Consider the following 20,862-nt stretch of genomic DNA (forward strand, 5'->3'; position numbering starts at 1 on the left):
CCGCACGCCTATCATTTTTTGAGGGGTCGCATCGTGCCGCACTGGCTTCAACTGATGGCGGATTCGCTGCCCACGCTTCTGTGGGCCGGTATCAAGTTCACGATCCCGCTGACGCTGCTTTCCTTTTTCTTCGGCCTCATTCTCGGCCTGGCCACTGCGGTCGCGCGCCTGTTCGCCCCCGCGCCCGTTGCGCTCGTCGCGCGTTTCTATGTCTGGGTCATTCGCGGCACGCCGCTGCTGGTGCAGCTCTTCGTCATCTTCTATGGCCTGCCCAGCATCGGCATCCTGCTCGATGCCTTCCCCGCGGCACTGATCGGCTTCACGCTCAATATCGGGGCATACAGTTCCGAGATCATCCGCGCCGTTATCTCCTCCGTGCCGAAGGGACAGTGGGAGGCCGCCTATTCCATCGGCATGTCGTGGCGCCAAGCCATGAGCCGCACGATCATGCCGCAGGCCGCACGCGTCGCCGTACCGCCTCTTTCGAACACTTTCATATCGCTGGTGAAGGATACCTCGCTGGCCGCGGCGATCACCGTGCCGGAGCTTTTCCAGGCTGCCCAGCGAATCGTCGCGACGAGCTATGAGCCGCTGATCCTCTATATCGAGGCCGCACTCATCTATCTCGTCCTGAGCTCAGTGCTATCCGCACTGCAGGTCCGCCTGGAACGGCGTTTTGCCCGCTATGGCGGCATGCTGGAGGCAAACACATGATCGAGCTTTCGGATATCGAAAAGCGTTTCGGCGATTCCGTGATCCTGAAGGATATCAGCCTCCGCATTCCGGAGGGCAGCGTCACCGCCCTTGTCGGTCCGTCCGGCGGTGGCAAGAGCACGCTGCTGCGCTGCATAAACCTCTTGGAAATCCCGACCGCCGGCTCCATCCGCCTCGGCGAGGAACGGCTGGACTTCCAGCCCGGCAGGAAGGTCGGCTGGCAGGCGATCCAGAAGATCCGTCGTCAGACGGGCATGGTCTTCCAGAATTTCCAGCTATTCCCCCACCGCACGGCGATCGAGAACGTCATGGAAGGGCTGGTCACCGTTCTCAAATGGCCGAGGGAAAAGGCGCAAGCTCGCGCCATGGAACTGCTGACCAAGGTTGGCATGGCCCATAAGGCCGATGCCTGGCCATCGACGCTTTCCGGCGGGCAGCAGCAGCGTGTGGCGATCGCCCGTGCGCTGGCGCCCTCGCCGCGCGTGCTTCTCTGCGACGAGCCGACCTCCGCTCTCGACCCGGAACTCTCCGCGGAAGTCGTCGACGTGCTGGGCAGGCTTGCCAATGAGGGGACGACCATGGTGATGGCGACCCACGACCTGCGCCTGGCCTCCCGCATCGCGCATGCCGTCGTTTTCCTGGAGGCCGGCAGGGTTGTCGAGACCGGCAGCGCCCGGTCGATGTTTACCTCCCCAGAGCATGAGCGCACGAAGCAGTTCATCTCGACCATCAACGCCGCCCATAGCTACGATATCTGAACTCCGGCCCACCAACCGGCGCTCAGGCAGGATCGCCCCCGAATTCCTCGACCAGGAAGTCGAGGAACACCCTGAGCTTCGGGGCGAGAAACCGCCGGGACGGGTAGATGGCATAGAGGTTCGTGTCGGCCGTGGACCAATCCTCGAGCGCCGTTTGCAGCAATCCCTTTTCCAGATCCTCCTGAACATAGGAGCGCGGAATGAGGCTGAGGCCGAAGCCGGCGCGCAGCGCGTCACGAACCGCGAGGCTCGACGTCACCTTGTAGCGGCCGTTGATGGCGATGCGCGCCACGCGGTCCTCCTTCCGGAATTCCCACATATCGGCGCTGCCCGAGAGGCTGAACTGGATGCAATCATGCCCCGCCAGTTCTTCCGGCGTCGCCGGCCGCCCGAAGGCCTCGAAATAGGAAGGTGCGGCACAGACCACATGCGGCATGGAGGCAAGCTTGCGGGCGATCAGGCTGGTGTCCTCCAGCTGATCTCTGCCGCGGATGGCGATGTCATAGCCTTCGCTCACGATATCCACGCGCCTGTCGTCGAGGTTGAGATCGAGCGACAGGTCGGGATATCGCGAAAGAAACCGGGGGATCGCCGCCGATAGCCGCGTCAGGGTCACCGTCATCGGGGCCGCCACCTTGAGCAGTCCGCTCGGCGCGTCCTGGAGCGGCCCCATGGCACGGTCGGCCTCCTTCAATCCGTCCAGGATGCGCGCGACATGGTCGAGATAGACCACGCCCGCCTCGGTAAGGCTGACCCGGCGCGTCGTGCGGTTGAACAGGCGGACGCCAAGATGCGTCTCCAGTTCGTTGATGTTCTTGCTGATGGCGGGCGGTGAGAGACCGAGCCGCCGCCCGGCTTCGGCGAAATTCTTCAGTTCCGCTACATGCCGAAACACATTGAGCGCGGTTAGTCGATCCACTTTTATTTCCTATTGGTGAATAATCATATCACCATATAGCTTATTATCCCCGGCAAGTGAATTCGGTAAAAACAGCCTGACAGCCAAAGAGCTGCTCGAAAGCGCCGAGCGAGGCGCGAAGACCGCATTCAGAGATCCGATCATGACCCATCCGACCATTACCCTCATCGAGAAACGCGTTTCCGCCAATCTCTTCGATCCGTCCCATACGCTGCCGGCTGCCGATATCGAGCGGCTGGTCGGCCTGGCGACGCGGGCGCCCACCGCCTATAACCTGCAGAACTGGCGCTTCATCGCCGTCCAGTCGCCCGAGGCCAAGGCGCGGCTGCGCGCCATCGCCTATGGGCAGAAGAAGGTGAGCGACGCAGCCGTTACCTTCATCCTCTGCGGCAGGCTTCCCGATGCGGCCACGCTTCCCGATCGGCTGCGACCTTTCATCCAAGCGGGCTTCATGCCGCCGGCCATGGCCGATGCCTGGCGGGAAGGCGCCGATACTCAATATGGCGGTTCACAGGCCGCCCGCGACGAGGCGTTGCGCTCCGCCACCTTTGGCGCGGCGACACTCATCTACGCCGCCGAAGCACTCGGCCTTTCCTCCAGCGCCATAGTCGGGTTCGATCCGGATGCGCTCCGGGAAGAATTCTCCTTGGAACCCGATGAAATACCTGCATTGCTGGTTGCCGGCGGCGCGCGGCCGAAGGCAATTGGCCGCAAAAGCCCCGTCGCCCCGTCTCGGAGGTTTTGGACATACTATGAAAACATCCAGCTTCGATCTGCTGATCACGGCTCTCGCGCCGGCCATCTGGGGCAGCACCTATATCGTCACCACCCAGTTCCTGCCGCAGGGCTATCCCCTGACGGTCGCCGTCCTTCGGGCGCTGCCGGCCGGTTTGCTCCTGCTCCTCTTCGTCCGCCGGCTGCCCTGGGGCACATGGTGGATGCGCATCGCGATCCTGGGAGTTTTGAACTTCTCCTTCTTCCAGGCCATGCTCTTCATCTCCGCCTACAGGCTGCCCGGAGGCATTGCCGCAACCGTCGGCGCCATTCAGCCGCTGGTCGTCGTCGTGCTCGCACGCCTCCTGCTCGGAAGCCCTATCCACCTTCTGTCGGTCGTCGCCGCGATCGCCGGTCTCGTGGGCGTGGCATTGCTGGTCCTTGCTCCGGGCGCGGCACTCGATCCGCTCGGCATTGTCGCCGGCCTTGCAGGCGCTGCCTCCATGGCCGCCGGTACCGTCTTGAGCAGGCGATGGCAGCCGCCGGTCTCGCTGCTGACCTTCACAGCCTGGCAGTTGACGGCGGGCGGCATTCTCCTGCTGCCGGTGGCCTTCTGGTTCGAGCCGTCCTTGCCGCCGCTCACCGCAACCAACCTGCTGGGGCTGGCATGGCTCAGCCTGATCGGGGCCGCAGTGACATATGTTATCTGGTTCCGGGGAGTTGCCCGCCTGCCGCCCTCCGTGGCTTCGTCGCTTCTCCTTCTGAGCCCAATGGTGGCGGTCCTGCTCGGCTGGATATTTCTCGATCAGACCCTGAGTGCCGTACAGATCGCCGGCAGCCTTCTGGTGGTCGCCAGCATCCAGCTCAGCCACCGTGCCCAGTCCCCAAGCCCGCAACCGGCCACTCGGTAAGCCGGGAACGCAACCCAGAATGCGAAAACCCGCCGGAATGACCGGCGGGTTTTCGTTTGTCTTGGTTTTCCCAGTGTTTAGCGCTTGATGCCGGCCGGACCACTAAACCGGTTCGGGTCGATCGACCTTGCCGCGGTGACCGGCTTGAAGCCGCCGCTCGCATAGGCTGCCGAATAATCCGCGTTGAGCGTGCGGGTGACGACGCGCGGCGCCTTGACGGAAGCCATCTCTCCCGCGCGATTGTTGTTGACGGCCCATTTGGCGATCACGTCGCCGGTCAGCGCGCCGTCGTCCGGCTTTTGCTGGCTGGGCTTTCCTGCGCGTCCGCCCTTTACGACGGCCGCCGGCTTGGAGCTCTCGACGGGCGCATCGAAGCCGTCGCCGAAGCGCATTCCGTTTCCGGAAGGCTGTGCGGGTTTGGAAGGAATTGCCGCCATCTCCATCGGCCTCGCCGCGGGATGTGCCGGCTGCATCTGAGGCGTCATGGCTGCCCGGGCTTCTGCCGCGCTCTGGGTGAGCGCCGCGACGACGGACGGCGTGAGTTGCTGCTGTTCCACGAGATCCGCTTCGCTTTCCGGATCGGCCTCGACGGAAGCAAGCAGAGGTTCGGCGACCGAGGGCCGGGCGACCGGCAGCGGCACGGCCGCAAGCTCGCCGGCAGGCAGCGTGCCATCGGCCGAAGCGGTCATCACGCCCTGTTCCGCATCGCCTTTCAGGCCGCGCGGGCCGAGCAGCGTCGGAACGGGAATGGCATATTGGGCAAGATCGGCGAAGTTTTCGCCTTCAGGCGGCCGCGGCTGCGGCGGCATCGCTGCCTGCAGGGCCTCCTGGGCGGTGTTGCGGGTGGGGGAATAGAGCGCCGTGGCCAGACCGCCCGGCCCATTCTCTTGGCGCAGCGCGGGGCGCGAAAGCGGCACGGGTGCTGCGATATTCTCGGGCTGCTGTGGCTCGACCGCCGCCACCATGACCGGCTGCTCGGCTGCCGGCTGAGGAGCTACCGGCTGCGGGGCGGGTTCCGCCTGCCTCTGCCGCGCGGGGGCAACCGGGGCCGGGGCCGCGATGGCATCGGCATCCTCGTCCTCGTCGCCGCCGAAGAGCACGGCCAAAAGGTTGCGCCGCTTGCCGCTCGAACTGCCGGAAGCGCTGGCGATCTCGATCTGCTGGCCCGAGGAAAGGCGCTTCTTGTAGGAGGCGAGCGCCGTATCGTAGCCCGGAAGCGGCTTGCCGTCGGAAGGAAGATGAACGGTATTTCCGTTCGGGAAGAGCCTGGCCAGTTCCTGGCGGCTCATGCGCGGCCATGCCCGCACTCCACCAACGTCGAGATGCACGAAGGGCGAGCCGGAATTCGGATAATAGCCGACGCCGCCCACTTCCATCTTCATGGCCGTGCTGCGCAGCGTCGCGAGCTTTACGCCGGGAATGTAGAAATCCATCGCCTTGCCGAGCATGTGCTGGCTGTTCTTCGCCACGCCTTTGGTGCGCGAACGCAGCGCGCCGTTGGTCGCGGGAGAACGGTAGGCGGAGACGACGTGGATATAATCGGTAGCGCCGCTGCGCCGGTAGACTTCCCAGACGAGGTCGAGCAGCCGCGGGTCCATCTTGGTGGGCTCATTGCGGCGCCAATCCCGCAGGAGTTGGTTGACCTGCTGCAGCCCCTTGGGATCGAACCTGCCGTTCCGCTTGTAGGTGATGATCGCCCTTTCCTTCGTGTGGACGAAGTAGAGCTTGAGACTGCGATTCTCCGCAGCCGCCTCAGAAACGGAAGCCAGGGTAAACGGGATGGCCATGCACATCAAAAACGCAGCCGCGGCGGCACGCTTCGCGAGAGCCCGGAAAAGCCCGGCATGGAGACCGCGCACGCTTTCACCCGAAGGCGTTTGGCTGGCATTCAGATCAGGCAAGGCTATCCCCGTCTTGTAGGCAACATTCCCCTGTTGCCTCAAATGACTGTCAATTGCGGTGACACGATGGCAATTTTGCCACACATTCACAAGCTTCTCACATTTAGTCAATAATCGACTAACGAGAGATTGACAAAGGGTGACAGAACATCCTTGCCCGAAAGTTAACACCAGCTCACATGCTAATGCCTTGATTTGGCTGGCGGACCTCAGGCCGCCTCCTTCAGCGGATCGTCGGGATCGATGCCGTAATCCTTCAGTTTCCGATAAAGCGTGGACCGCCCGATCCCCAGCTTTCGCGCCACCTGGCTCATCTGGCCGCGGTAGAACTTTAAGGCAAAACGAATGAGTTCCTCTTCCACATCCGCGAGCTTGCGCACTTCGCCGGCTTGATCCGTGCTGGAGATGACGTTTTCCGCGGAAGGATAAGCCGCCGCGAGAAGCGCGCGCGGATCGGGCCTGTCCGGCCGGGGAGGCTCGCCGCGTTCCCTGGCTGCCGCATCGAGCGGCAGGGTGATGACCGGCTCGTAGCGGACGGACGGCGCGATATCCTCCTCCGTGGCGGAAAGCTCGGCACTCCGGAATTCCGGAACCTGCGCGGCGATCTGCGGGAAATCTGCTTCCGTCAGCTCGTCGCCCTCCGCCAGCACGACGGCGCGGAAGACGGCGTTTTCGAGCTGGCGGATATTGCCCGGCCAGTCATAGGCCGTCAGCAGGGCAAGCGCCCCGGCGCCGACCGACAGCATTTTCGGCAGCTTCTGCTCGAACGAGAAGCGCTCGGCAAAGACGCGCGCCAGGTGCGGAATGTCCTCCTTGCGACGGCGAAGCGCGGGAATGGTGATCGGGAAGACGTTGAGCCGGTAATAAAGATCCTCGCGGAACCGGCCTGCCCTCACCTCCTCGATCAGGTCCTTGTTGGTGGCCGAAATCAGCCGGACATTGACCTTCTGCACCTTTGCGGCGCCGACCGTCTCTATCTCGCCCTGCTGCACGGCGCGCAACAGCTTCACCTGCACCTCGAGCGGCAGATCGCCGATCTCATCGAGGAAGAGCGTGCCGCCGTCGGCCTCCACGAACTTGCCGGTATGCCGCTCGGTGGCGCCGGTAAATGCACCCTTTTCATGACCGAACAGGATGCTTTCGACGAGATTGTGGGGAATGGCGCCGCAATTGACGGTGATGAACGGCTTGGCCGCCCGGTCGCCGCCGGACTGGATGGCCCGCGCGATGAGTTCCTTGCCGACGCCCGATTCACCTTCGAGCACCACAGGAATGCTGGATTGCGAGGCGCGCCTGGCCAGATCGATGACGCGCAGCATCTCGGTACTGGCCGAAACGATATCGGTGAAGTTGACGGAGCTGGAGCGGACGCGGCGGCCGGCGCGGTTGCGCCCCTCCCGCTGGTCGAGCTTCAGCGCATTGGAAATGGAGGCGGCGATGCGCTCTGGCGAGACGGGCTTGACCACAAAATCGAAGGCGCCGGCGCGCATGGCCTGCACGACGGATTCGATGCTGCCCTGCCCGGTCTGCACGATCACCGGCGTCTCGACGCCCATTCCACGGATCGTTTCGAGGAAGGTGAGACCGTCCATTTCCGGCATCATCAGATCGAGCACGATGACGTTGATCTCGGAGCGGGAGCGCTTCAGGAACTCGAGCGCGGCACGGCCGTTCTCTGCGAGATGCGCCGCATGACCGTGGCGTTCCACGGCATTCTTCAACAGGCGGCGCTGGATGGGATCGTCATCGACAACAAGGATTTGCGCAATCATGCTCGGCTCCTGGCAGCGGTCATTATGTCCCCTCATGGGCTCATTACAGGCCGCTTGTCCCATAAAGGGTTGAACATCCCCTTTTGAGAAAAGCTTGCATTTTAACTGCTGGCGCGGAAAAGAAGCGAGCATGACGGAAGCGGCGACCCAGGAGAAACAATATGTTGAATATGCCCGCAATCGCAATTCCCCGTGCTCTTGCCCCTGCGGGTAAGGGTGCCGCCGCCGATCCCGCGCTCGGCCTCCTGCCCGTCTGGAAGCTTTCCGATCTCTATGAGGACAAGGATTCTCCGGCTTTCCGCGCCGACCTCGACAAGGCTGCGAAGCTCGCCAGGGAATTCGAGGCGAAGTGGAAAGGCAAGCTCGCCGAAGCAGCCGGCAAGACGGGCAGCGGAGGCATCGGCGAGGCGCTTGCCGAATACGAGGTGATCGAGGATATCTTCGGCAAGATCGGCTCGTTTGCCGGCCTCACCTATTTCTCCGACACGTCCAACCCCGCAAACGGCAAGTTCTACGGCGACGTGCAGTCGAAGCTCACCGATCTTTCGGCGCATCTCCTGTTCTTGCCCCTGGAGCTGAACCGTATTGACGACGCGGTGATGGACGCCTGCATGGATCGTGACCCGGCGGCCGGCCATTATCGCCCCTGGATCGTCGATCTCAGGAAAGACAAGCCCTACCAGCTCGAAGACAAGCTCGAGCAGCTCTTCCTCGAAAAGTCCATGACCAGCAGCGCCGCCTTCAACCGCCTCTTCGACGAGACCATGGCGGAGCTCCGTTACGACATCGACGGCGAGAAGGTGCCGCTCGAAGTGGCGCTCAACATGCTGCAGGAGCCGGACGAGCCGACCCGCGCCAAGGCGGCGGCCGCGCTTTCGAAGACCTTCAAGGACAATATCCGCATCTTCACGCTGGTCACCAACACGCTCGCCAAGGACAAGGATATCTCCGACCGCTGGCGCGGCTTCGAGGATATCGCCGATAGCCGGCACCTCGGCAACCGCGTCGAGCGCGAAGTGGTGGATGCGCTGGCCGAAGCGGTCAAGGCCGCCTACCCCCGCCTCTCGCACCGCTACTACGCCATGAAGGCGAAGTGGCTCGGCATGGAAGAGATGAATTTCTGGGACCGCAACGCGCCGCTGCCGGAAACCTCGAACGCGCTCATTTCCTGGGAGGAAGCGAAAAATACGGTTCTCTCGGCCTATGGCGGCTTTGCCCCGGAAATGGCCGATATCGCCCGCCGCTTCTTCGATGAGGAATGGATCGACGCGCCGGTGCGCACCGGAAAGGCGCCGGGTGCGTTTGCGCATCCCACCGTCCCGTCGGCGCACCCTTACGTGCTCGTCAACTATATGGGCAAGCCGCGCGACGTGATGACGCTCGCCCATGAACTCGGCCACGGCGTGCATCAGGTGCTGGCCGGCAAGCAGGGCGCCCTGATGTGCCAGACGCCGCTGACGCTTGCCGAGACCGCCTCGGTCTTCGGCGAGATGCTGACCTTCCGCGCCCTTCTCGAAAAGACGAAGGACAAGCGCGAGCGCAAGGCCATGCTCGCCCAGAAGGTGGAGGACATGATCAACACGGTCGTGCGTCAGATCGCCTTCTACGAGTTCGAGCGCAAGGTTCACACCGCCCGCAAGGAAGGCGAGCTGACATCGGAGCAGATCGGCGAGCTCTGGCTTTCGGTTCAGGCGGAAAGCCTGGGGCCCGCGATCCGCATCTCGGAGGGCTACGAGACCTGGTGGGCCTATATCCCCCACTTCATCCACTCGCCCTTCTACGTCTATGCCTATGCCTTCGGAGATTGCCTGGTGAACTCGCTCTACGCGGTCTACCAAGGCGCGGAGCCCGGCTTCCAGCAGAAGTATTTCGAGCTTCTGAAGGCCGGCGGCACCAAACATCACTCCGAATTGCTGAAGCCCTTCGGCCTCGACGCCACCGATCCCTCCTTCTGGTCCAAGGGGCTTTCGATGATCGAGGGCCTGATCGATGAGCTGGAGGCTTTGGACAAGGGTAATCGCCTTTAGGGGAGAATGCCCTCATCAGGCTGCCGCCACCTTGTCCGGCCCTTCGCTTCGGCTCAGGGCGTTCGTCATTCGAAACGATTCACTGGATCGTTTCGTCGGCTGCGCCGACCATTCCTCACCCCCGCATGCGGGGAGAAGGGATATGCCGCGACCTCTTCGTCATTCTTTGCCGGCAAGTTCGGCAGGTCCCCTCTCCCCGTCTGACGGGGAGAGAGTTAGGGTGAGGGGCAAGCAAACCTTCGGAAACCAACACGTAGATGGCAGACCACCCACCTTATGCGCTGTTTCGCGACGATCCTGCCGGACGGAGCCTCGTCTTCGACCGGCCGAGAGAGATCGTGACCGCGCATAAGGCCGAGGATGTGCTGCCCGCGTTGGAACGCTTGGAAGAAGCGCGCCGTGCCGGCCAATGGCTCGCGGGCTATATCTCCTACGAAGCGGGCTACGTCTTCGAGGAGAAGCTCAAGCCCCTGATCGTCCCGGAGAGACCGACGCCGCTCATCGCCATGGGCATTTTCGATGCCCCCGCCGGCGAGGACCATCCGCTTGCCGCGCCGCTTGCCGCCAGAAACGAAGAGCCCTTCACCGAACCGCGCGCCGCCTGGGATTTCGAAACCTATCGCGAGCGGTTCGACCACCTGCATCGGCATCTGCGCAACGGCGATTGCTACCAGGGAAACCTCACCATGCCGGTCACCGCCCGCTGGCAGGGCGATCCGCGCTCCGTCTTCTGGTCGCTCGTCGCGCGCCAGCCGGTCCGCTATGGTGCGCTCGTCGATTTCACCAGGGATGCGGGCGGCCCGGTCGTCCTGTCGCGCTCGCCGGAGCTCTTCTTTTCGGTGGATGCCGGGCGCTTCATCGAAACCCATCCGATGAAGGGTACGGCCCCGCGCGGCAAGACGCCGGAGGAAGACAAGGCGATCGTCGAGGCCATGCTCGCCGACGAGAAGACGCTTGCGGAAAACCGCATGATCGTCGACCTGCTGCGCAACGACATCTCACTCGTCAGCGAAGTGGGCACGCTTGACGTCCCGAAGCTGTTCGAGATCGAGACCTACCCGACCGTCCACCAGATGGTGAGCCATGTGCGGGCGAAGCTGAGGCCCGAAATCGGCCTGCCGGAAATCCTCGCCGCGCTCTTCCCCTGCGGCTCGGTCACGGGAGCGCCCAAAATGTGGGCGATGCAGATTCTCAGGCGACTGGAAGCCGATTGCCGCGATGTCTATTGCGGCGCGATCGGCTGGTGCGATCCGGCCGGGCCGATGCGGTTTTCGGTGGCGATCCGCACGATCTCGCTTTTCAACGACGGCAAGGCCGTCTTCAATGTGGGGGGCGGCATCGTCTTCGATTCGAAGGCCGAGGCCGAATACGAGGAATGCCTGTTGAAGGCGCGGTTTGCGGTAGGCGATCAATGGATTTCTCGCTGATCGAAACGATGCGGTGGGAGCCCGAAACAGGCTTCGTTCGGCTGGAGCAGCATCTTCGCCGCTTGAGCCGTTCGGCCGATGCGCTCGGCTTCCGTCAGCCGCCGCTGGATACGCTCAACCAGCTCGAAGCCGCAGCCGGCGGCCAAGTGCCCTTGCGCGTCCGCCTCGTCATGACCTATCGCGGCAAGATCGAGATCACGACCACACCCTTCACACCGATCCCGGAAGGTACGGTCTGGCGCCTGCGCATCGCCAAAGCCGCCCGGCTTGCCTCGGACGATCCCCTCTACCGCCACAAGACATCGAGACGCGAGCCCTATGAGGCCGCCCGCGCCGAGTTTTCGCCCGAAGAGGCAGACGAGGTGCTGCTCCTCAATGAGCGCGGCGAAGTCTGCGAAGGCACGATCACCAATGCCTTCCTCGAGGAGCCGGACGGCTCGCTTCTGACGCCGCCGCTGACCAGCGGCCTGCTGCCCGGCATATTGCGCGCCGAACTCATCCGTGAGAGGAAGGCACGCAGCCAGGTTTTGAAGCCCGAAGACCTCGGGACCGGAAGGCTCTTCGTCGGCAATTCGCTGCGCGGATTGATCCCCGCCGAACTCGTCGGAGAATCATGAGCCCTGAGTGTGGATCTCGGGGCATCTGCAGACTGGAAACGGCGTTTTCCCGCTCCATTTGACAGGCTCTTTATTGTGACGAGATTTTATGATCTTAGAGCCTGCGAACTGCCCAGTTGAAAACCGACCCACGCGTAACAATCATTCCTTCCACTGCCGCACAGTCGGACCACGGCCGAGAGGCCGCCGATCAAGGAGAAACACATGTCAGAAAAGACCTATCCGGTGTATGGCGAGATCACCGGCCCGATCGTGATGATCGGCTTCGGTTCGATCGGCCGCGGAACGCTGCCGCTCATCGAGCGTCATTTCAAGTTCGACAAGAGCCGGATGGTCGTGATCGACCCGCGCGATGACGCCGATCACACAGAGATTCTGGCAAAGCACGGCGTGCGGCACATCAAGTCGTATGTCACCAAGGAAAACTACAAGAAACTCCTGAAGCCGCTGCTGACCGAAGGCGGTGGCCAGGGCTTCTGCGTCAATCTTTCCGTCGATACCGGCTCGCTCGACATCATGAAGCTCTGCCGCAAGCTCGACGTGCCCTATATCGATACCGTGGTCGAACCCTGGCTCGGCTTCTATTTCGACAAGAACATGAAGAATGCCGACCGCACCAACTATGCGCTGCGAGAAACCGTGCGCAAGGAGAAGGAAAAGAACCCGGGCGGCGCGACCGCCGTTTCCACCTGCGGCGCCAATCCGGGCATGGTTTCCTGGTTCGTCAAGCAGGCGCTCGTCAACCTCGCCAACGACACCGGCCTGAAATTCGACGAGCCCGACCAGCATGATCGTGAAGGCTGGGCGAAGCTCATGAAGAAGCTCGGCGTCAAGGGCGTTCACATCGCCGAGCGCGACACCCAGCGCACCAAGCACCCGAAGCCGCTCGACGTCTTCTGGAACACCTGGTCCGTCGAAGGCTTCATCTCCGAAGGCCTGCAGCCCGCCGAACTCGGCTGGGGCACCCACGAGAAGTGGATGCCGAAGAACGCCAAGAAGCACAAGAAAGGCTGCAAGGCGGCGATCTATCTGGAGCAGCCCGGCGCCAATACCCGCGTGCGCACCTGGTGCCCGACGCCCGGCCCGCAATATGGGTTCCTGGTCACCCATAACGAATCCATCTCGATCGCCGACTATTTCACGGTGCGCGACAAGGATGGCGACGTGACCTTCCGCCCGACCTGCCATTATGCCTATCACCCGGCCAACGATGCCGTGCTGTCGCTGCACGAGATGTTCGGCAATGGCGGCAACGCACAGCCGGTCCACCACGTTCTGGACGAGGACGAACTGGAGGACGGCATCGACGAACTCGGCGTCCTGCTCTACGGCCACGAGAAGAATGCCTACTGGTTCGGTTCGCGCCTGTCTCTGGAAGAGACCCGCCGCATCGCCCCCTATCAGAACGCAACCGGCCTGCAGGTGACCTCCGCCGTGCTCGCAGGCATGGTCTGGGCGCTGGAAAATCCGAACGCGGGCATCGTCGAGGCGGACGAGATCGACTACAAGCGCTGCCTCGAAGTCCAGCTTCCCTATCTCGGCCCGGTCGAGGGCCATTATACCGACTGGACCCCGCTCGAGGGCCGTCCCGGTCTCTTCCCGGAGGACATCGACACCAGCGATCCCTGGCAGTTCAGGAACGTCCTGGTCCGCTGAGGCGAGCCTCCCTCCATTGACCTTTATGAAACGCCCGCCTTCCCGCGGGCGTTTTCATGTGTTGAAAAGAAGAGCCTGTGGATAGTTGGACTTGGAGCGCTAGCTGTCCACAGGCCTTGGCCCTATGAAACTGCGCGCCTTGCGTTACATAGGCCTTCGCGGCATGGTTTAGCGCCAGGCCAGATCGAATCGCGGGAGACAGAGTCATGAAAATCAGAGCGAGCCTCGTGCTCATTGCCGCCGCCACGCTCAGCGCGTGCGTGTCCTCTCCTCCTCCCGGTCGCCTGCCGCCGCCCTCCGGAACGCCGCAGGCGCGGGGCGTCGAGGGCAGCTGGGCCGATCCGAACGGGATCGTCTCCACGTTCCAGGCCGGCACCTTCAGCACCCGGTCGACCGACAGCAATGCCCTGCTTGCTTCCGGCAACTACAGGAACGTCTCGCCCACGCTCGTCGAGATCAACATGACCTCGCTGGTGCGCAACACGACCTCCAGGGTCAACTGCGCGCTCGTCTCGCCGAACCAGCTGAACTGCACGCAGGATAGCGGCGCGCAATTCTCGCTCGCACGGCGGAGCTGAGCGACTTCCATCCTCACGGTTCCGAAACCCCGCTCCGGCGGGGTTTTTCGTATTTTCCCGGAGACGCGAAACGCCGCGCCTGCCTGTCATATTTCCCTTGAAACCGACCTTTGTTGATGAAAACATGCCCGGCAGAACGGCTGTCATGGTGGGATGTTACGACGGCCGGCAGTGAAGCGGTGCAACGCCGCCAACAAAGGGAACAGGAGAGGCAACATGATGAAAACATTGAGACTTGGGCTGATGACCGCATCGGCCATGGCTCTTTCGTGCGGCGCCGCACTCGCCGATTACGAACTCAATATCCTGCACATCAACGATCTTCATTCCCGCATCGAAGCCATCAACAAATTCAATTCCACCTGCACCGCGGAAGAAGCCTCCAAGAACGAGTGCTTCGGCGGCATCGCCCGCGTGAAGGCCGCCATCGACGGCCGCCGCGGCGAACTGAACGGGCAGAACCTGCTGGTGCTGGACGCCGGCGACCAGTTCCAGGGATCCCTCTTCTACAGCACCTTCAAGAGCGGCCCGGTCGCCGATTTCATGAACGGCATCGGCTTCGATGCCATGGCGATCGGCAATCATGAATTCGACGATGGTCCGGAAGAACTCCTGAAATTCATCGACGCCGCCGATTTCCCGATCATTTCCGGCAATACGATCGCCGCCGACAACAGCCCGGTCGCCAAGAAGTTCGAAGGCTACATCGTCAAGGACATGGGCGGCCAGAAGGTTGCCGTCGTCTCCGTTCTCGCGACCGATACCGACGAAACCTCCTCGCCGGGCGACACTATCCGCTTTGAGGACGAGGTCGAATATCTCAACAGGATCGTGCCGGAGATCGAGGCTCAGGGCGTCAACAAGATCATCGTCCTGTCGCATGTCGGCTATGTGCGCGACCAGGAGATCGCCGCAGCCGTGAACGGCATCGACGTCATCGTCGGCGGCCATAGTCACACGCTGCTCTCGAACACCGATGAAAAGGCCGCCGGCCCCTACCCCACGCTGGTGAAGAACCCCGCCGGCGTGGACGTCCCGATCGTTCAGGCCTATGCCTACTCGAAATACCTCGGCGACCTGAAAGTGGTCTTCGACGATAACGGCGTGGTGAAATCGGCGGAGGGCGCCCCGAAGCTCCTCGATGCCTCGGTCACGCCGGATGCCGCCTATGTCGCCAAGGTCGCCGAACTCGGCAAGCCCCTGGAAGAACTGAAGAAGAAGGTGGTCGGCGTTTCCGAAGGGCCGATCGAAGGCGACCGCACGGTTTGCCGCGCCAAGGAATGCACGATGGGCAATCTCGTGGCCGAGGCCCAGCTCGACCGCGTGAAGGGCCAGGGCATCACCATCTCGATCGCCAATGGCGGCGGTCTGCGCGCATCGATCGACGGCGGCGATGTGACCATGGGCGAGGTGCTGACGGTGCTGCCGTTCCAGAACACCATCGCCACCTTCCAGCTCAAGGGCTCCGATCTCGTCACCGCGCTCGAAAACGGCGTCGGCCAGATCGAGGAAGGCGCCGGCCGCTTCCCACAGGTCGCCGGCATGAAATATTCCTTTGACCGGTCCAAACCTCCCGGCGGCCGCGTGAGCGACGTTCAGGTGAAGGAAGGCGAGGCCTTCGTGCCGCTCGATCCAAACAAGACCTATGGCGTCGTCACCAACAACTATGTGCGCGGCGGCGGCGATGGCTACAAGACCTTCGCGACCAACGCCGTCAATCCATACGATTTCGGCCCCAACCTCGAACAGGCGGTTGCCGACTACCTGACGGCCAATAATCCCTACAAGCCCTTCACGGATGGCCGCATCACCGACCTTACCCCGGCTGATTATACTCCGCCGGCCAAGGAGGCTCCCGCGGCATCCTCTTCCGCTGCGGCTCCAGCGGCACCCGCCCCCGCCGCTCCGTCGTCCGGCCAGACCGCTGCCGCTCCCGCAACCCAGGCACCGGCGCCTGCGACGCCCGCTCCGGCCGTCGGCGGACCGAAGACCTATACGGTCGCCCGCGGCGATTCTCTGTGGAAGATCGCGGAAGCCGAGTATGGCGATGGCAACCAGTGGACCAGGATCGCCGAGGCCAACAGCCTGCGCAATCCGAACCGCATTCTGGTTGGCGCGGAACTGGAGCTGCCCGCCCAATAAGCAGCTAAGACGATTTGTCTCGCTTGAAGAACCGGTCCGGGCCTTTCCCGGATCGGTTTTTGTTTCTAAATAGGCCGCAATCCGGGCAGCCAATGCCCGCTAGTGAGATCGAAAGAGTGTCCATGGCTTCCGAAACCGCGCATATGCCGATCCTCCAACCGGAGACGAGCTTCGGCAAGGTCGGCGTATTGCTGGTCAATCTCGGAACGCCCGACGACACGAGCTACTGGCCGATGCGCCGCTATCTCTCCGAATTTCTCTCCGACCGGCGGGTGATCGAGTGGTCGCGCCTCTACTGGTATCCGATCCTCCAGGGCATCGTCTTGAGCAAGCGCCCGCAGAAGGTGGGCAAAGCTTACGAGGCGATCTGGAACAAGGAAAAGAACGAGAGCTTTCTGCGCACCTATACCCGCAACCAGGCGGAGCTCATGGCCGAGGCGCTCAAGGACCTGCCGAACGTGGTGGTCGATTGGGGCATGCGTTACGGCCAGCCCTCGATCGCCGCGCGCATCGACGCGCTGAGGGAAAAGGGCTGCGAGAAGATCCTCGTCTTCCCGCTCTATCCTCAATATTCCGCCTCCACCACGGCGACCGTCAACGACAAGGCCTTCGAGCATCTGATGAAGCTGCGCTGGCAGCCGGCGGTGCGCACCGTGCCGCCCTATCACGACGACCCGACCTATATCGAGGCGCTGGCGAATTCCTACAGGCAGACTCTTTCCAGTCTCGATTGGGAGCCCGAGGTTCTACTCGCCTCCTTCCACGGCATCCCCCTCTCCTATTCAGAAAAGGGCGATCCCTATCGCGGCCATTGCGAGACGACCGGGCACCTGCTCCGCGAAGCGCTCGGCCTGCCGCCGGAAAGGTTCATGGTCACCTTCCAGTCCCGTTTCGGCCCGGAGGAATGGCTACAGCCCTATACCGACAAGACGGTCGAGAAGCTGGCAGGCGAAGGCGTCAAGCGCATCGCGGTCATGAATCCCGGCTTCGTCTCCGACTGTCTGGAGACGCTGGAGGAGATCGCCGGCGAAGCGGCCGAGAGCTTCCTGCACCACGGCGGCGAGAAATTCGTCCACATCCCCTGCCTCAACGACAGCCCGGATGGAATGACGGTTCTGGAACAGGTCGTCCGCCGCGAGCTTCAGGGCTGGGTTTGACCGCTCAAACCCCGCGCCGGTTTCCCCAGAGCAGAACATGAAGCTGTGGCAGCACGCGGGCTGCGAACCAGCGATCCTCCGTCACCTTGCCGACGAGCCACAGCATCCGGTCCATGACCCCGTCGATATCGACCACCGCCTCGTCGTCATCCGGTGGCGGCGGCGTGTGATTGCCGGGCTGCAGATAGACCGGCAGATGCGGAAAGCGCGCCGCCGCGTGCCTGGCGAAAGCATAGTCGGCATCGTCGAACACCACGATCTTCAACACCGTCTGCGGCTTGCTGGCCGCCATGTCGAGACAGTTTTGCAGGGCATGCCAGTCCGTTTCCATGCCGCTCGAAGGCGGCTTCGGGCTCAGCACCAGCGTGTCGAGATTTTCGAACCAACCCTTGGCGATGCTGCCCTGTGTTTCGAGCGCGAAGCGGTAGCCCCGCCGATTTCCGTGCTCGATCAGCGGTCCGAGCGGCTGGATGGCCGGATTGCCTCCGGAAAGCGAGACCGTCAGCGGCACGCCGCCGGAAAGGCGCTCCACCTCGGCCCAGATCGCCTCGACGCTCATCGGCTTCCACTCGTCGCGATAGGCGCTGTCGACCGCATGCAGCGTATCGCACCAGCCGCACCGATAGTCGCAGCCGCCGGTGCGCACGAAGACCGTCGGCTGACCGATCAGCACGCCCTCGCCCTGGATCGTCGGCCCGAAGATCTCGCTTATCCGGATGCGGGCATCCGCGCCGGTCATGGCCGGTATTCCGCCCAGGTCTTCGGCGTTTCGCTGACGCGCACGGCAGACGTTTCCGGCAGCCGCGCCTTGCACCAGTCGTAGAAATGCCGGGCGAGGAATTCCGATGTCACCCGCTCGTGCCCGAAGACCTCGTTCAGGTGCCGGTGGTCGAATTTCTCGTCGATATACTGTTTGAGCGGCTTCAACTCGTGATAGTCGCGTACGAAGCCGTCCTCATCGAGCTCGGCGGCGGCAAGCTCCACCACGACGATATAGTTATGGCCGTGCAGCCGGGCGCATTGATGGTCGGCCGGCAGATGCGTGAGCTGATGCGAGGCGGAAAAGTGGAACTCCTTGGTGATCCGGTACATCAGCGGACCTCCTCGGCCCGGAAGCCTTCGGTCGCGGCGATCCAGAAATCCGGGTCCTCGTATTCCGTCGGGTCGGCGATACCGGCCAGATGAAAGGCTTCCCGCCGCTCCACGCAGGTGCCGCAGCGGCCACAATGCCGCTCGCCGCCCTTGTAGCAGGACCAGGTTTCGGCAAAGGGCGTGCCATGGGCCGCACCATCCTTCACGATCTCGGCCTTCGATCCATGGACATAGGGCGCCAAAAGCTTCACCGAGGCATAGCCTTCCAGCGCATGGTCCTGCATCGCCTGGAAGGCGTCGATGAAGCCGGGGCGGCAATCGGGATAGATGAAGTGGTCGCCGCCATGGACGGCGATCGCCACCGCGTCCGCCTCGCGCGCCGCCGCCACGCCGAAGGCGATTGCCAGCATGATGGCGTTGCGGTTCGGAACCACGGTGATGCGCATGGTCTCTTCCGCATAGTGCCCGTCCGGCACATCCACGTCGTCGGTGAGCGCCGAGCCGGTCAGCCGGCTGCCGATGCCCCGCATGTCGATGATTTCGTGGAAGACGCCGAGCCTTTGCGCGCAGGCGGCGGCATAATCGAGCTCCTTGCGGTGCCGCTGGCCGTAATCGAAGGAGATCAGTCCGATAAGTTCGTGTTCCGCAGCGATTCTGTGCGCGAGCGAAACGGAGTCCAGTCCGCCGGAGCAGACGACGATGGTTTTCATAGTCAGGTGTCCTTGTTTTGTCCGGGTAGGCTGCGACCGGTCTTCAAGGCGGCCTCTTTAGAGACTGAGGCCCGCCGCGTCAAACATCCTGTGCAAAGTTCCCGCAACCCACCAGAACTACTGGGTACTGCTTCCCGGATTCGGGTATAAGGGCGGCAAGGACCGTGCTTGTGAACGGCGCGGCGTGTCGACAGCATTGCGCAGCGGGACGCATCACAGCCCCCATAGGAGGGAATTCATGGTTCTGGATGGCTTCGATATCTTCGTGCTGATACTGGTCCTGTTGGTCATCCTGGTGCTGTTCGCCGGCATCAAGACCGTGCCCCAGGGCTATCGCTACACGGTGGAACGCTTCGGCCGCTACACGCGCACGCTCGATCCCGGCCTCAACATCATCACCCCCTTCATCGAACGCATCGGCGCGCGCATGAACGTGATGGAACAGGTGCTCGACATACCCACCCAGGAAGTCATCACCAAGGACAATGCCAGCGTCTCGGCCGATGCCGTTGCCTTCTACCAGGTGCTGAACCCCGCCCAGGCCGCCTATCAGATTTCCGATCTCGAAAACGCCATCCAGAACCTCACCATGACCAATATCCGCTCGGTCATGGGCTCGATGGACCTCGACGCGCTGCTTTCCAACCGCGATGTCATCAACGAGCGGCTGCTGCGGGTGGTGGACGAGGCGGTCGGCCCCTGGGGCATCAAGGTCACCCGCATCGAGATCAAGGACATCCGCCCGCCGACCGACCTGGTGGATGCGATGGCGCGGCAGATGAAGGCCGAGCGCGAGAAGCGCGCCCAGGTGCTGGAGGCCGAAGGTTCCCGCAATGCGCAGATCCTGCGCGCCGAGGGCGCCAAACAGGCCGCCGTCCTCAAGGCGGAAGGCGAACGCGAGGCTGCCTTCCGCGAGGCCGAGGCCCGCGAGCGCCTGGCGGAAGCGGAAGCCAAGGCCACCCGCTCGGTTTCCGAGGCGATCGCCGCCGGCGACATACACGCCATCAATTACTTCGTCGCCCAGAAATACACCGAGGCGCTGACGGAAATCGGCACAGCGTCCAACAGCAAGATCATCCTGATGCCTCTCGAGGCCTCGTCGCTGATCGGTTCGCTCGGCGGTATCGGCGCGATCGCCAGGGAAGTCTTCGGAGATAGCGGGGCTGCGCCCGCCCCGGCGTCTGCTCGGCCCCGCGCAGCGCCGCCGCGCACCACGCCACCCGTCAGGCCCTCCACCCCACCGTCAGAGACCTGAGCCATGGTCCAGTCGCTCGCCGCTGAACTCGGGCCCTGGAGCTGGTGGATCGTCGGCCTCGTGCTACTGGCCGCCGAACTCGTCGCGCCCGGCGTCTTCCTGATCTGGATCGGGCTTGCGGCGATCGTCGTCGGCATCCTCTCCCTGCTCCTGTGGGGGACGCCCTTCTGGTCCTGGCAGGTGCAATTCCTGGTCTTCGCCGTGCTTTCGGTCGTATTCGCCCTGGCTGGTCGCCGCTTCTACGCCCGCGACAATCACACAAGCGACGAGCCGATGCTCAACCGGCGCGGCGAAAGCCTGATCGGCCGCACAGCCACGCTTGCCGAACCGATCACGGAAGGGCGCGGGCGGATTCGTCTGGACGATACCTGGTGGGCGGTCATGGGGCCGGATCTGCCGGCCGGCACGCGGGTAAAGGTGGTTTCATCAACCAGTAGCGGTCTGACCGTCGAAGCCTCGGATATCTGAAAAGACCGCCTCCGCGACGCCGACGCAGAGCTTTACTCCGAAGT

The 20,862-nt window shown here is 63.2% G+C and carries 18 protein-coding genes and 1 pseudogene; 13 read left to right on the plus strand and 6 right to left on the minus strand.

Going from position 1 to position 20,862, the window contains the following annotated elements; all coding sequences use genetic code 11:
* Positions 1 to 33 precede the first annotated feature (33 nt).
* Both ACE04I_RS19455 and ACE04I_RS19460 read left to right on the plus strand, forming a co-directional pair.
* On the plus strand, positions 34 to 714 hold the full coding sequence (locus tag ACE04I_RS19455) for an amino acid ABC transporter permease (RefSeq protein WP_046794637.1): 681 nt from the start codon (positions 34 to 36) through the stop codon (positions 712 to 714).
* Complete coding sequence (locus ACE04I_RS19460) at positions 711 to 1,472, plus strand: amino acid ABC transporter ATP-binding protein (protein WP_046794638.1); 762 nt, start codon at positions 711 to 713, stop codon at positions 1,470 to 1,472. The genes ACE04I_RS19455 and ACE04I_RS19460 overlap by 4 nt, the downstream gene beginning before the upstream one ends.
* Positions 1,473 to 1,494: 22 nt before the next feature.
* Here the strand turns inward: ACE04I_RS19460 and ACE04I_RS19465 are convergent, their stop codons facing one another.
* Positions 1,495 to 2,391 carry a LysR family transcriptional regulator gene (locus tag ACE04I_RS19465; RefSeq protein WP_046794639.1) on the minus strand — a complete coding sequence of 299 codons (897 nt, stop codon included), beginning with the start codon at positions 2,389 to 2,391 and terminating at the stop codon, positions 1,495 to 1,497.
* 142 nt (positions 2,392 to 2,533) lie between these two features.
* Here ACE04I_RS19465 and ACE04I_RS19470 point away from each other — a divergent pair.
* Both ACE04I_RS19470 and ACE04I_RS19475 read left to right on the plus strand, forming a co-directional pair.
* Positions 2,534 to 3,013 (plus strand): annotated as a pseudogene (locus tag ACE04I_RS19470) (nitroreductase family protein); the annotation flags it as partial.
* A gap of 130 nt (positions 3,014 to 3,143) precedes the next feature.
* The gene (locus tag ACE04I_RS19475; protein WP_046794641.1) at positions 3,144 to 4,016 is read left to right on the plus strand and encodes an EamA family transporter; all 873 of its coding nucleotides are present in this window, start codon (positions 3,144 to 3,146) and stop codon (positions 4,014 to 4,016) included.
* Positions 4,017 to 4,093: 77 nt separating this feature from the next.
* Here ACE04I_RS19475 and ACE04I_RS19480 read toward each other — a convergent pair whose 3' ends face one another.
* Positions 4,094 to 5,917 carry a peptidoglycan L,D-endopeptidase MepK gene (locus ACE04I_RS19480; RefSeq protein ID WP_046794642.1) on the minus strand — a complete coding sequence of 608 codons (1,824 nt, stop codon included), beginning with the start codon at positions 5,915 to 5,917 and terminating at the stop codon, positions 4,094 to 4,096.
* Between the two features lie 209 nt (positions 5,918 to 6,126).
* The gene (locus ACE04I_RS19485; RefSeq protein WP_137326808.1) at positions 6,127 to 7,689 is read right to left on the minus strand and encodes a sigma-54-dependent transcriptional regulator; all 1,563 of its coding nucleotides are present in this window, start codon (positions 7,687 to 7,689) and stop codon (positions 6,127 to 6,129) included.
* A gap of 170 nt (positions 7,690 to 7,859) precedes the next feature.
* Between ACE04I_RS19485 and ACE04I_RS19490 the strand changes: the two genes are divergently transcribed.
* From ACE04I_RS19490 to hemH, 7 genes are all read left to right on the plus strand, one after another.
* Positions 7,860 to 9,716, plus strand: a complete 1,857-nt coding sequence (locus ACE04I_RS19490) for a M3 family oligoendopeptidase (RefSeq protein WP_046795080.1) — start codon at positions 7,860 to 7,862, stop codon at positions 9,714 to 9,716.
* A gap of 257 nt (positions 9,717 to 9,973) precedes the next feature.
* On the plus strand, positions 9,974 to 11,143 hold the full coding sequence (locus tag ACE04I_RS19495; protein WP_046794644.1) for an aminodeoxychorismate synthase component I: 1,170 nt from the start codon (positions 9,974 to 9,976) through the stop codon (positions 11,141 to 11,143).
* Positions 11,128 to 11,760, plus strand: coding sequence for an aminotransferase class IV family protein (locus ACE04I_RS19500; protein WP_082118340.1), 633 nt, complete (start codon positions 11,128 to 11,130; stop codon positions 11,758 to 11,760). The genes ACE04I_RS19495 and ACE04I_RS19500 overlap by 16 nt, the downstream gene beginning before the upstream one ends.
* Positions 11,761 to 11,964: 204 nt before the next feature.
* Positions 11,965 to 13,416, plus strand: coding sequence for a homospermidine synthase (locus tag ACE04I_RS19505; RefSeq protein WP_046794645.1), 1,452 nt, complete (start codon positions 11,965 to 11,967; stop codon positions 13,414 to 13,416).
* Between the two features lie 206 nt (positions 13,417 to 13,622).
* Complete coding sequence (gene omp10 / locus ACE04I_RS19510) at positions 13,623 to 13,994, plus strand: outer membrane lipoprotein Omp10 (protein ID WP_046794646.1); 372 nt, start codon at positions 13,623 to 13,625, stop codon at positions 13,992 to 13,994.
* A gap of 216 nt (positions 13,995 to 14,210) precedes the next feature.
* Positions 14,211 to 16,136: a 5'-nucleotidase C-terminal domain-containing protein gene (locus tag ACE04I_RS19515; protein ID WP_487207530.1), complete on the plus strand. Its 1,926-nt coding sequence runs from the start codon at positions 14,211 to 14,213 to the stop codon at positions 16,134 to 16,136.
* 122 nt (positions 16,137 to 16,258) lie between these two features.
* Entirely contained in the window at positions 16,259 to 17,293 is a 1,035-nt protein-coding gene (gene hemH, locus ACE04I_RS19520; protein WP_046794648.1) for a ferrochelatase, read from the plus strand.
* Between the two features lie 4 nt (positions 17,294 to 17,297).
* Here hemH and queE read toward each other — a convergent pair whose 3' ends face one another.
* The 3 genes from queE to queC are packed head-to-tail and all read right to left on the minus strand — an operon-like array spanning position 17,298 to position 19,095.
* Positions 17,298 to 18,032, minus strand: a complete 735-nt coding sequence (queE, locus tag ACE04I_RS19525; protein ID WP_046794649.1) for a 7-carboxy-7-deazaguanine synthase QueE — start codon at positions 18,030 to 18,032, stop codon at positions 17,298 to 17,300.
* Positions 18,029 to 18,385 (minus strand): 6-carboxytetrahydropterin synthase QueD, encoded by a 357-nt coding sequence (queD, locus tag ACE04I_RS19530; RefSeq protein WP_046794650.1) that lies wholly within the window; start codon positions 18,383 to 18,385, stop codon positions 18,029 to 18,031. The genes queE and queD overlap by 4 nt, the downstream gene beginning before the upstream one ends.
* The gene (gene queC, locus ACE04I_RS19535; RefSeq protein WP_046794651.1) at positions 18,385 to 19,095 is read right to left on the minus strand and encodes a 7-cyano-7-deazaguanine synthase QueC; all 711 of its coding nucleotides are present in this window, start codon (positions 19,093 to 19,095) and stop codon (positions 18,385 to 18,387) included. The genes queD and queC overlap by 1 nt, the downstream gene beginning before the upstream one ends.
* Positions 19,096 to 19,333: 238 nt before the next feature.
* Between queC and ACE04I_RS19540 the strand changes: the two genes are divergently transcribed.
* A complete protein-coding gene (locus ACE04I_RS19540) occupies positions 19,334 to 20,350 on the plus strand; it encodes an SPFH domain-containing protein (RefSeq protein ID WP_046794652.1) in 1,017 nt (338 codons plus the stop codon).
* Positions 20,351 to 20,353: 3 nt separating this feature from the next.
* Entirely contained in the window at positions 20,354 to 20,818 is a 465-nt protein-coding gene (locus ACE04I_RS19545; protein WP_046794653.1) for an NfeD family protein, read from the plus strand.
* Positions 20,819 to 20,862 lie beyond the last annotated feature (44 nt).

The sequence above is a fragment of the Rhizobium moroccans genome (genome assembly GCF_057559155.1).